Below are 12,096 nucleotides of genomic sequence, written 5' to 3'. Positions count from 1 at the left end.
GAATTAATTATTTAAAAAATCTATAATTTGGTCATTTATATGTTCTTGGTGCATGGAATGGCCAAGGCCCTTTGTGCGAATAAAAGTACTGTTTTTCCAATGTGCATGAACAGCTTCCGAGGCATGGAAAGGGGCTAGCTTGTCCAATTCGTCATGAAACAATAAACCTTTTTTACTATTTGTTTCAGCGAAGCGTGATGATGAAAATTCCTTTACAGTAAATCCAAAACGGTCAAAAACAAAAGCTTCTAAGGCCTTACGGACTTTAATGTTAAAACCGAGTAATCGTTGGTAATGATCCATTATTTCGTAAAATTCAGAAGGAGAGCCAATGGTAACCATTTTTTCAACGCTTTCATTTTTATGGTAAAACTCGTTGTACATTAATGTCATACCTCCTACGGAATGTCCAATCAGATATTTTGGGGCATACTTGTCAATCATGGCTTGTACACCATCTGAATATAAGGGGACGTTTAAGTATTTACCAGAAGAATACCCATGAGCAGGAGCATCAAAAGCTATTATGTTATAATCGGCTTCCTGAAGTTTGGTAATGAGGTTACGCCATCTAAAAGTATTGCTCTCCCATCCGTGAACTAAGAGGACGGTTTCCTTGCTGCCTGGCCAATAATAGGTTTGTAAAGTATAGTCTTTTACTGTTAGGGTGTCACTTTTGGCTTTATCTAAATACTCCTTTTGATTAGGTAAAACCTTTCCCTTTCTGACCGTACAGAAAACATAAAAAGCTTTTTCTGCAGCTCTTTTTTTAGATGCTCGGGCAAGTAAATTAAAATACCGACCGTAAACCTTCGGAAGCATTTTATTCAAAGTTTTTTTCATAAGCCTTTGAGTTATTTTAGAGGTTTCTTTTTAATCATTCCCCCTTTAATATCTTTTACAACGCCCATAACAATAAAGGCATTTTTATCTATTTTGTCAATTTCAGTGCTTAGTCTTGCTAGTTCTAGTCGGGTCATTACGGTATAAATAATTTCTGTAGAAATACGTGCAGTACCATCTTTGGCAAAACCTCCTTTTCCATTATATACGGTGCAAGCTCTTCCCATTTTTTCGGTAAGCATAACTCGGATATCCTCATTATGAGGTGAAATTACGGTAACACCAATATATTCTTCAACTCCATCTACCACGTAGTTTACGGTCTTGGCAGCCACTAAATAGGTGAGAATGGCATATAGAGCTGTTTCAATACTCAATAGATAGGCACCTGCAGAAAAAATAAGAATATTAATAAGTAGAAGTACATCTCCAATGGTTAAGTGCCACTTTCTACTGAGGTAAATAGCGAGCACTTCCGTGCCATCTATAACGCTGCCACCTCGCATGGCCATACCAATGCCGAGGCCCAGAAAAAAACCTCCAAAAACAGCTATCAATAGTTTGTCACTGGTTATAATAGGGTAAGGGACAAAATGAACAACAATGGCAAGAGCTAGAATTGCAAAAATGCTTCGTATTGCAAATTTCTTGCTGATTGTTTTAGCACCAAGAAGGATAAATGGAATATTCACCAATACTAATAAAATACCGAGTGAGATATTAGATTTCACCTGGATTAAAAGTGAGACACCCGTGGCGCCACCATCAATAAAGTGATTGGGCAATAAAAAACCTTTTAAGCCGAAGCCCGCAGCACCTACGCCAATGGCTATAAAAAGGATTTCTTTAATGGCATGTATAAACTCTACTTGCCCATACCTTACTTCTTTGACTAATTGCCTCTTGGCAATTGTCTTTTTGCCTTTCAGCTTGGACTTGGCCCGTTGTACCAAGATATATTGTAATAATGGATTCATGGTACGGGTTTAAATTTGGAAAAAAGTTGTTGGGGAAACTAATCCCAGGCGACCATCATATACTTAATTTTGGCCTCATCAGGAATTTGTACGGCTTCAATATTTACACTTGAAGCATAACGCAAACTAGAAGGTAATTGCTCTTTACTGATCGTAAAATAGACATCGCTATCCTTTAAAAGAATAACCACATTATTCATTGAGGTGATGACCTTTTTAATGGTATAATTGTCTTTGATATCTTTAAAAGTACTATTCAGGCCAACTCCTTTATCTGTAGTAAAACGAGCATCCTCAATTCTAATGTTTTCAATGGTAGGTATGCTATCCGAATTGGGAGTAAGTGTTAATAACGATTTCCCTCCTTTTTCAAAAATCTTTACTTTTCTACTGTTATTGGCACTGTTGGTACTGGTACTATCTTTTACAATTGAATCGTTTTCATAAATAATTTTTAAGTCCCGGACCAAACTGATACGGTCCAATTTGCCAACACGATCTTTAATTATTGAAAAAGAGGTATCCTTTTCTTTATTACAACTTGCTAGGCAAACGATTAGGCAAATGCTAACTAATATACTTTTCATGTACGTATGTAAATTGTTTGTTTAAATCTGAAAGTTATGTTTTACTTTATCGCATAACTTTTTTCAGTACACCCAGAACACCACGAATAAAAGTGGCACTGGTCAATACTTTTATAACCGGATTCTGTCTTGTACTGGTACTTCTTCTTCTCGAGCTTGTTTTTGGTTTTGCTTTCTCTTTTTCGGCTTCTTTTTCAGCCTTTTCTATCTTTTCGTTTAGAATTTCATAAGCGCTTTCACGGTCTATGGTTTCACCATATTTTTTGACTAGTTTGGAGCTCTTTATTACAGATTTTAGCTCGCTATCCGTCAATACGTCCATGCGACTCATAGGAGCTCGGAGCAAAGTAGCGGCTAGTGGCGTAGGCCTCCCTTTTTCATCCAGTGCAGAAATCAAAGCTTCTCCAATACCCAAAGATGTTAGAACTTCTTTAGTATCGTAATACTCGGAAATAGGATAATTCTCTGCCGTAAGCTTTATTGCCTTTCTATCTCTGGCCGTAAATGCACGGAGCGCATGTTGTACTTTAAGCCCTAATTGCGACAGTACTTCGTTAGGAACATCTGCAGGGTTTTGGGTAACAAAATAAAGTCCAATACCTTTTGAGCGAATGAGCTTTACAATACTCTCAATTTGGTCTAATAATGCTTTGGAGGCTTCGTTGAAAATAAGGTGGGCCTCGTCTATAAACAGAATTAATTCCGGTCTGTCACTATCGCCTTGCTCAGGGAAAGTACTGTATATCTCAGCCAATAGACTCAACATAAACGTAGAAAACAATTTTGGGCGGTCTTGGATATCGGTTAATCTCAAAATATTAATGAATCCCCTTCCTTCTTCATCCACCCGTGTTAAATCGTCTACATCAAATGATTTTTCACCAAAAAATAAATCGGCTCCTTGCTGTTCTAACTCTATTATTTTTCTGAGAATAGCACCTGTGGAACTAGATGAAATTCTACCGTAATCTTTAGCAAATTCGGCTTTGCCGGAACCAGTAGCATATTGCAGTACTTTTTTAAAATCTTTTAAGTCTAAAAGTGGAAGTTTATTGTCATCACAATATTTAAAAACTACGGCAACAATTCCTTCTTGGGTTTCCGTAAGGTCTAGAATACGGGATAAAAGTACGGGGCCAAATTCAGAAACGGTAGCTCTAAGCTTAACACCGTCTTGTTCCGAGAGCGAAAGGATTTCCACAGGAAAAGATTTGGCCTCGAACGGCAGGCCTATCTTAGCGTGGCGTTCATCAATTTTTGCGTGCCCTGGGCTGGGTTGTGCAATACCACTTAAATCTCCCTTTAAATCCATCAGTAAAACCGGAATACCTTTGTCAGATAGATTTTCGGCTAGAACTTGGAGTGTCTTTGTTTTGCCCGTTCCGGTAGCTCCGGCAATGAGTCCATGACGGTTCAATGTTTTTAAAGGAACCTTTACGTGTGCGTTGGTAATGGCTTCTTCATTAAGCATTGCCGCTCCCATTACAATATAATCACCTTTGGTAGCGTAACCGCTTTCAATGTGTTTAAAGAATTCGTCTGTAGTAGCCATTGGTTGTATTTTGAGTAAAAATAAGAGAATTTTTAATGTTTAGCGGTGACTTTTAGAGAAGTTTGGGTTTGGTTAAACGCAAGTTTGGTGCGTAGGTTGGGTGTAAACGGTTAAAAGCACAGGTTTAAGGGATTATAGGCCAATACTTTAATTTAAGAATCAGAATTTGGGTTTTGGAAGTTACGTGACGTATCTTTGCACGATGGTTAAAGATGAAGTTTTACAGGAAGTGGATAAGGGAAACATGTTGCCCCTAATGGAGGAATTCTACACCATACAGGGCGAAGGTTTCCATAAAGGTACGGCGGCGTACTTTATTCGTGTGGGTGGTTGTGATGTAGGATGCCACTGGTGCGATGTTAAAGAAAGTTGGAACGCAGAGACGCATCCGCCAACGGTAATAGAAAAGATTACAGAGAATGCAGCCAAATATTCCGATACTATTGTTATTACAGGAGGTGAACCTTTAACATGGAACATGAAGCCTCTAACCGATGCTTTAAAGGCAAAGAACCTAAAAATACATATTGAAACTTCTGGGGCATACCCGTTAACGGGTACTTGGGATTGGATTTGTCTGTCACCTAAGAAAAATAAACTTCCTTTTGGAGAGGTTTATGACAAGGCAAATGAGCTTAAGGTGATTGTGTATAACAAGCATGATTTGATTTTTGCCGAACAAGAAGCCGCAAAAACAAACAAAGATTGTATTCTTTATTTACAGCCAGAATGGAGTGTTCGTGATAAGGTAGTACCTATGATTGTTGACTATGTAATGGAAAATCCTAAATGGAAAGTCTCACTTCAAACACATAAGTATTTAAATATTCCTTAAAAAGTTAACGACCACCAACGGAATGTAAATCTAAAAGGCATTCAGCATCTAAACTTGGTGGTTCGGGTAGAAGACCTTTTGAAGTTTTTGCTTCTAACATTTTTAGTACGTCTTTTCCGCTTAAACGGCAGGCAGCAGTTATACCTGCTTCGTCAGAGTTTATTTTCGCTGCTTTATTACTGAAACCACCAAATTGTAATTCGGCTCGCATAAGACAACCTTCAATAGAGCAATGATTATTACCATTAGTATTACCGTCTTTATCTAATACAGGCTTGCCATCTGCATCGCGTTCAATGTCTTCGTGGTCGTTTACCGGTGCTGTTCCTAAATTCACAAGACCGAACAGGTGGCCAAACTCATGGTTCAAAGTGGAGTTTTCAACATCGGCATCGGTGATGAAAAAACTTTGGTCTGCCAACTTACGAGCTGTTACCTCATGAATGATCATTGAGGTATTACGGTAAACGGCTCCTAAAGTAACCAGCCCTTCTTCCTCCTCGTCGCCTTCTGCAGGTGCATCTGCAAAGTAGATATACAGTCCCAGTGTAGAACCATCATTGTAAACGGTACGGTTGTCAGATTCTAGTTCGGCAATTTCTTCGAGCGTTAGGCTTTCTTCATCGGGAGATGCTAGTTTTGTATATTTTAGTTCAATCTCTTCTTTAAAGGTCCTTTCTTTTAAGTATGATGTAAAACCCTCTATTGCTTCGTCCGTAGGTTTAAAACCGTCCACGTATGCAATTTCGATTAAAAGTTTTGAAAAAGTATCGTTCGATAAAAGGTCTTTGGCAGAAGCCCCGGCACTTTTAAGGCTGGCTTCTTTGGCTTGTGCGGTTTCTCTTTCCTGACTTACGATTGAATCATCTGAAGAACATCCGAATAAAAAAACAAGACTTAAAGCGAGTGGAAGTAATCGAAATTTTTTCATGCTTGAATTTTAGGGACCGACAGAGATAACAAAAATGGCGAAAAATACTGTTATTCGAGCCATAATTTAGCCAAATAGTCGTAATGTTCGCCATTTCTTACAAGTTTGCAGCCAAATCCGTTCGCTTCTGCGGCCATTTCTAAAGTATTGAAATCTAAGTATAACCAATAAAATGAATCGCTTTTTTGGTCTTTGTATTGCATTTGGAATTCAATCTCTCCATAATATGAACCCGTATTAGGTACCCAAACACCGCCATCCTCATCCTCTTCAAACATATAAATAATATCACTGGAATCTAATAAAACCTGCGCACCCGGATTCATAAGTGTTTTAATGTGTTCAAAGAATTTTGTGGTATTGGCCAGTTGACCCACAATACCAATACCGTTCATTAACAACAGTAAAGTATCGAATTTTAGTCCCTTAAAATTATAGATGTCAGTATAAACTACGCTTTGAACACCCCTTAATTTACAGGTTTCCGTAGCTCCTTTTGAGTAGTCTAACGCGGTAACCTCATACCCTTTTTCTTGTAGGTATAAACTATGACTTCCGGCTCCGCAACCCACGTCTAAAACAGTTCCCTTGCAAAGCTTTAACGCCTCTTGCTCCAGTTTTGGCATTTCTTTAAAACCTCTGAAAAGGTAGGGCACGGGAATTACATCTTCTTCGTCTAAAGAAGAATAGGTTATGATATCTTCACTGTAGTTTCCTTTTTGAAAATCTAATATGGCTTTACCAAAAACGTCTATCATCTATGAAATGGTTTGTTTGGCAAAATTGGACTTTTTAAGTATTTCTTGTTTAGTTTTGGACAGATTTTTAGAAGAATGAAGCAAATTTTAAAAGAACTTCCGAAAAAAGCGAAGGAAAAACATAACGAGAACCGCAAGTTTTTTACAAAGCTAAAGAAGAGACCTCCCAAAAATTTGGATTATGTAATGCAAGAATTACATGATGAAGAATTTGAGCGAACAGATTGTTTGGAGTGTGCCAACTGCTGTAAAACAACAGGGCCATTGTTTACTAAGGCCGATGTTGGGCGTATTGCCAAGCATTTTAGGCAGAAGCCACAAAAATTTATAGAACAATATTTACGCATAGATGAAGAGAACGATTATGTTCTTCAACAAGTACCCTGTACGTTTTTGGGAGCGGATAATTATTGCTCTATCTATGATGTACGGCCAAAGGCATGCCGCGAGTTTCCGCATACGGACCGTAAAAAGTTTCAACAGATTTCTAGCTTGACCTTAAAGAATGTCGCTATCTGCCCTGCTGCATTTAATATTGTGGAGAAAATGAAGAAGGCCATTGGGAATTAAATTTTTTTGATGTATCAAATTAATTGCAAATGAAGGAACCAAGAATAGAAACACTTGCAGCGAAAAAATTAGTTGGCCATTCTTTAGAAATGAGCTTGAGCAATAATCGGACGGTAGAATTATGGAGTGGTTTTATGCCCTTGAAAAGGCATATTACAAACGTAATAGGTTCAGATTTGTATTCTGTTCAGGTCTATGAAGCTATGCCGGATGCAAATTTTGGACCCCATACGGAGTTTGAGAAATGGGCCACTGTTGAGGTTGATGCATACGAAACGTATGCCGAAAATTTCCAAACACTAGACTTACCGGAGGGACTTTATGCCGTGTTTATTCATAAAGGGCCTTCCAGTGAATTTAAAAGTACCATGAATTTTATTTATGGAGAATGGTTGCCCAATTCTGATTACCATTTGGACCACAGACCTAGTTTTGAGGTGTTAGGTGCGAAATACAAAAACAACCATCCCGACTCTGAAGAAGAGGTGTGGATTCCGGTAAAATTAAAGTAGTTGCTGAAAATCGATTTAATATTTTGGAATAGTATAATTTTTCTATATTTAAAATATGGAATCCGTAATAAACTATTTTGAAACTATACCCTCTTCTCACCGTTCGCTTATTTTGGTATGTGGCATTACTTTTTTTTGGTTGTTGGAGGGAGTCGTACCATTAGTAGCCTTTAACTATAAAAAGTGGAGGCATGCATTGCCTAATCTGTTTTTTACGTTCACTACTATAATTGTAAATTTTGCGTTGGCTTTTCTTTTGTTGAAAACAGCGGATTTTACTGCTGTAGAACAGTTTGGAATTATTAATTGGTTGCCGGAAATGCCCTTGTGGCTTTATGCTCTCATAGGGTTATTACTCCTGGATTTGATAGGGGCGTACACCGCACATTTAGTAGAGCACAAAGTAAAACTGTTGTGGAGGGTACATTTGGTACACCACACCGATCATAATGTAGATACTACTACCGCCAACCGTCATCATCCATTAGAAAGCATGATTCGTTTTGTGTTTACTTTGGTGGGGGTATTGCTAGTTGGTACTCCAATAGGTATAGTTATGCTATATCAATCACTTTCGTTGGTTGCCACACAGTTTAACCATGCCAACATAAAAATGCCGCGAAAATTAGATGAGGTACTCAGTTGGGTAATTGTTTCACCGGATATGCATAAAGTACACCATCATTATAAACTACCTTATACAGATAGTAACTATGGAAACATATTTTCACTTTGGGATCGTCTTTTTGGAACTTTTATGAAGTTTGATAGGGATAGTATTGTCTATGGTGTAGACACTTTTCCTGATGAGGTTGAAAATGCAAGTATAAAAGGGTTGCTAAAACAGCCTTTTCATAAATACAGAAAAGCGACTGCACCGGAAACTCTGGAGCTGGATTAGTGTTCTTTTTTGATTTATGGGTATAGCAGGTATTTCTTCCTAACTTCTTTGAATTTGGTTAAGTCTGCTTGCCAGCTTTCTTTAATGGTTTCTTCTGGCAGGCCACTTTCTATTTGCTCTTGTAATTTTTCGGTTCCAGCATGTTTAGTGAATCCGCTTTTGTTGAAAACTTTGCTTTTGTCTTCAGAGTTCACATAAGCATCAATAACCCATTGAAGTGATACTTCATTCATTCTCGGTATTTCAGATAAATCTTTGCCAAAACAGATTTTCCCGTTCTCTTTTGGGGTTTTTGAACCAAAGTTAGGTTTTGGGGTATACTTAAAACTATACTGTGTGCTGTCCAAGAAAGAAGCGCCATAACATTGAAACTGTATTTCTGTACCACGTCCGGCATTCACATTGGTACCTTCAAAAAGACCTAGGCTAGGATATAAGTTGATAGAAATATCGCTTGGTAGATTAGGCGAAGGGCGAACCGGTAAACTATACTCGGATTCATGCGTCCAGTTTTCTAGAGGAATCACTGTTAAGTCAGCTTTCTTGCTGCTTTCAATCCATTTTTCTTCGTTTATCATTTGGGCATATTCGCCAATAGTCATTCCGTAGACCAACGGTATTTGGGTCATCCCCAGAAAGCTGGTATGGGCTTTTTCCATGGTAGGGCCATCAATATAATGTGCATTGGGGTTGGGGCGGTCCAATACAATTAAAGGTATGTTTTGTTCGGCGCAAGCTTCCATAACCAATTGCAATGTGGCTATGTAGGTATAGAACCGAACGCCCACATCTTGAATGTCAAAAAGAACAACATCAATGTCTTTTAACTGTTCAGCAGTGGGTTTTCTGTTTTTTCCATATAAAGAAATCAGTGGGAGTCCCGTTTTACTATCAACACCATCTTTTACTTTCTCACCGGCATCTACAACACCCCTAAATCCATGTTCGGGAGCGAATACCTTTTTGATATCAATATGCAAGGCAAGTAAAGAATCCACTAAATGAATATAAGGAATTGATGCTTTTGAGTCTTCACTAGGTGACTTGAAAATAATGGTTGTCTGATTTCCAATAACACCCACTTTTTTGTCTCTTAACAAAGGTAAATAGGCATTAATTCTGTTGGCAGCAACAATAATAGGCTTTTCAATAATCGTATCACTAACAGCCATAATGGGTTCTGCTGTAGATTTCTTTGTTTTAGACGGGTTTCCACATGCTACAAGGAGCAAAAACCAAATGAAAAATGTACTTTTGAGACAGTTTAAAAACGCCATAGATTGAATTTTGAATATTTTTTGGCCAAGCGGCTCATCAAAGGCGAGGCGCATAAAATTAGTATTTCCGCTCCAATAATAAAAATAGCAATTGCAGCTATTGCATTGGGAGTCGTGATGATGCTCGTTGCTATATCTACAGGTGTGGGCCTTAAGTATAAGATACGTGAGAAAGTAGCGGCATTTAATGGCCACATTCAAGTGTCTAGTTATGACAACAATGCATCGGATGTATCGGTCATGCCGGTTTCCCTAAATCAAGAGTTTTATCCAGAATTTAAAGGTGTAGATGGTATTGACCATGTGCAGGCCGTAGCCAGTAAGGCGGGGATTATCAGAACTGAAACTACCTTTGAAGGTATTATTGCCAAAGGGGTTGGCAGTGACTATAAGTGGGCTGCTTTTGAAGAGTATTTGGTAGAAGGTGAGCTTCCTAATTATTTGGGCGATTTAAATGAAGAGGTGCTCATGTCCGAGTTAATGGCCAATAGGTTACACCTTAAAACCGGAGATACGTTTTATGCTTTTTTTCTGAAGGATGGTGATGTTTCAAAACTGCCCAACCAACGGAAATTTAAAATAACAGGACTCTACGATAGCGGTTTTGAAGAATTTGACGGACTCTATCTTTTTACGGATATCCGGCACATTCAACGCATGAACAAGTGGGAAAGTGACCAAGTCGGTAATTTTGAAATTTTCCTGAACAATTTTGATGATATAGATGAAAAGAGCCGTGAAATATATGGTAAAACGTTATCAACATTAGACACACAGACCATTGTAAATAAATATTACAAAATCTTTGAATGGATCAGTCTTTTCGACTTTAATATCATTCTTATCATTGGCATAGTAATTATAGTGAGTGGTTTTAATATGATTACCGCCTTACTTGTACTTATTTTAGAACGTACACAAATGATTGGTATACTCAAGGCTTTGGGTTCTGCCAATTGGAGCATTCGTAAAGTCTTCTTGTATAACGCCAGTTATCTTATAGGTATTGGTCTTCTTTGGGGCAATGCCATTGGGCTTGGCGCTATCTTCATTCAGGACAAATTTCAGGTATTGAAGTTCCCAAATCCTAAAGAATATTACATAGAATATGTGCCGGTACATATAGATTTTATCACCGTATTAGCTTTGAATATAGGTGTACTTATTCTCTGTGTTCTTATGCTGTTGGTGCCCTCTTATATCATCACTAAAATTACTCCGGTAAAGGCAATTAAGTTTGAATAGATAGGCAGGGGACACCTTCTTTTTATATGTGAAAGGTTCTTCGTATTTTTCCTTAAGAAAGAACTGCTCATTTATGAAATATGCTAAAAATATTCTAGAAACTATTGGTAATACGCCATTAGTTAAGGTGAATAAACTCACTTCTACCTTGCCATGTGTTGTTTTAGCTAAGTATGAAACCTTTAACCCGGGTAATTCGGTAAAGGATCGCATGGCGCTGCAAATGATAGAAGACGCGGAAGTTTCAGGTATATTAAAATCCGGAGGAACTATTGTAGAGGCTACTTCTGGTAATACAGGAATGGGCCTGGCATTGGCAGCCATTGTAAAAGGGTATAAGTTGGTTTGTATAATCAGTGATAAACAGTCCAAAGAAAAAATAGATATTCTTAAAGCTATGGGGAGCGAGGTTCATGTTTGCCCTACAGATGTTGCCCCTAGCGATCCCAGAAGTTATTATTCTACAGCAAAACGGTTAGCCAAGGAAATTCCCAACGCTTGGTATGTAAATCAATATGATAACCCCAGTAATGCAAAGGCACATTATTTAAGTACCGGACCAGAAATTTGGGAACAGACCGGTGGGCAAATCACTCATTTTGTTGTTGGGGTTGGTACTGGCGGAACCATTTCCGGAGTAGGTAAATTTTTAAAGGAGAAGAATCCTGATATTAAAATTTGGGGCGTAGATACCTACGGCTCTGTTTTTAAGAAATACTATGAAACGGGTGTTTTTGATGAAAATGAAATTTACCCCTATATCACGGAAGGTATTGGTGAGGATATTCTACCAAAGAATGTAGATTTTAAAATTATTGATGGTTTTACCAAAGTGACGGATAAAGATGCGGCAATCTATACGCAACGTTTGGCAAAAGAAGAGGCTATGTTTGTAGGCAATTCTGCAGGAGCTGCCATAAAAGGGGTGTTGCAATTAAAAGAACACTTTAAGAAAGATGACGTAGTAGTGGTATTATTTCATGACCACGGTAGTAGGTATGTAGGCAAAATGTATAATGACGATTGGATGCGGGAAAAAGGGTTTTTAGATTAGTTTTGTAAGACGGTATAGGAAAAACGACTTCTTTTAAATAGCTATAAAATATAG

At 38.0% G+C, this 12,096-nt stretch carries 13 protein-coding genes; 6 read left to right on the top strand and 7 right to left on the bottom strand.

Features of this window, described 5'->3' with window-relative positions; all coding sequences use genetic code 11:
• Positions 1-3 precede the first annotated feature (3 nt).
• Genes IWC72_RS01980 through IWC72_RS01965 form a run of 4 tightly spaced genes read right to left on the bottom strand, consistent with a single transcriptional unit; the run spans position 4 to position 3,959 of the window.
• On the bottom strand, positions 4-843 hold the full coding sequence (locus IWC72_RS01980; protein ID WP_194528665.1) for an alpha/beta fold hydrolase: 840 nt from the start codon (positions 841-843) through the stop codon (positions 4-6).
• Between the two features lie 11 nt (positions 844-854).
• On the bottom strand, positions 855-1,820 hold the full coding sequence (locus tag IWC72_RS01975) for a YitT family protein (protein WP_194528664.1): 966 nt from the start codon (positions 1,818-1,820) through the stop codon (positions 855-857).
• Positions 1,821-1,858: 38 nt separating this feature from the next.
• On the bottom strand, positions 1,859-2,407 hold the full coding sequence (locus tag IWC72_RS01970; protein ID WP_194524586.1) for a hypothetical protein: 549 nt from the start codon (positions 2,405-2,407) through the stop codon (positions 1,859-1,861).
• Between the two features lie 46 nt (positions 2,408-2,453).
• Positions 2,454-3,959: a helicase HerA-like domain-containing protein gene (locus tag IWC72_RS01965; RefSeq protein WP_194524585.1), complete on the bottom strand. Its 1,506-nt coding sequence runs from the start codon at positions 3,957-3,959 to the stop codon at positions 2,454-2,456.
• A 202-nt stretch (positions 3,960-4,161) separates the two neighbouring features.
• Between IWC72_RS01965 and IWC72_RS01960 the strand changes: the two genes are divergently transcribed.
• Positions 4,162-4,794, top strand: coding sequence for a 7-carboxy-7-deazaguanine synthase QueE (locus tag IWC72_RS01960; protein ID WP_194528663.1), 633 nt, complete (start codon positions 4,162-4,164; stop codon positions 4,792-4,794).
• Positions 4,795-4,798: 4 nt separating this feature from the next.
• Here the strand turns inward: IWC72_RS01960 and IWC72_RS01955 are convergent, their stop codons facing one another.
• Positions 4,799-5,725 carry a hypothetical protein gene (locus tag IWC72_RS01955; RefSeq protein WP_194528662.1) on the bottom strand — a complete coding sequence of 309 codons (927 nt, stop codon included), beginning with the start codon at positions 5,723-5,725 and terminating at the stop codon, positions 4,799-4,801.
• A gap of 50 nt (positions 5,726-5,775) precedes the next feature.
• Entirely contained in the window at positions 5,776-6,483 is a 708-nt protein-coding gene (locus IWC72_RS01950; protein WP_194528661.1) for a class I SAM-dependent methyltransferase, read from the bottom strand.
• Between the two features lie 75 nt (positions 6,484-6,558).
• On the opposite strand from IWC72_RS01950, the gene IWC72_RS01945 reads away from it, so the two are divergent.
• The 3 genes from IWC72_RS01945 to IWC72_RS01935 are packed head-to-tail and all read left to right on the top strand — an operon-like array spanning position 6,559 to position 8,466.
• Positions 6,559-7,053, top strand: a complete 495-nt coding sequence (locus IWC72_RS01945) for a YkgJ family cysteine cluster protein (protein ID WP_194528660.1) — start codon at positions 6,559-6,561, stop codon at positions 7,051-7,053.
• 29 nt (positions 7,054-7,082) lie between these two features.
• Positions 7,083-7,565 carry a GyrI-like domain-containing protein gene (locus IWC72_RS01940; RefSeq protein WP_194528659.1) on the top strand — a complete coding sequence of 161 codons (483 nt, stop codon included), beginning with the start codon at positions 7,083-7,085 and terminating at the stop codon, positions 7,563-7,565.
• A gap of 55 nt (positions 7,566-7,620) precedes the next feature.
• Entirely contained in the window at positions 7,621-8,466 is an 846-nt protein-coding gene (locus IWC72_RS01935) for a sterol desaturase family protein (protein WP_194528658.1), read from the top strand.
• A gap of 14 nt (positions 8,467-8,480) precedes the next feature.
• On the opposite strand, the gene IWC72_RS01930 is transcribed toward IWC72_RS01935, so the two are convergent.
• Positions 8,481-9,743 carry an exo-beta-N-acetylmuramidase NamZ family protein gene (locus IWC72_RS01930; RefSeq protein ID WP_194528657.1) on the bottom strand — a complete coding sequence of 421 codons (1,263 nt, stop codon included), beginning with the start codon at positions 9,741-9,743 and terminating at the stop codon, positions 8,481-8,483.
• A gap of 3 nt (positions 9,744-9,746) precedes the next feature.
• Here IWC72_RS01930 and IWC72_RS01925 point away from each other — a divergent pair, with 3 nt between their 5' ends.
• Together IWC72_RS01925 and IWC72_RS01920 are read left to right on the top strand one after the other, a co-directional pair.
• Entirely contained in the window at positions 9,747-10,988 is a 1,242-nt protein-coding gene (locus tag IWC72_RS01925; RefSeq protein ID WP_194528656.1) for an ABC transporter permease, read from the top strand.
• 73 nt (positions 10,989-11,061) lie between these two features.
• Positions 11,062-12,042 carry a PLP-dependent cysteine synthase family protein gene (locus tag IWC72_RS01920; protein WP_194528655.1) on the top strand — a complete coding sequence of 327 codons (981 nt, stop codon included), beginning with the start codon at positions 11,062-11,064 and terminating at the stop codon, positions 12,040-12,042.
• Positions 12,043-12,096: the final 54 nt, after the last annotated feature.

It is taken from the genome of Zobellia roscoffensis, from assembly GCF_015330165.1.
GTDB lineage: Bacteria > Bacteroidota > Bacteroidia > Flavobacteriales > Flavobacteriaceae > Zobellia > Zobellia roscoffensis.
Note: the sequence above shows the minus strand (reverse complement) of the source record. Positions and strands in the feature narration are given on the sequence as shown.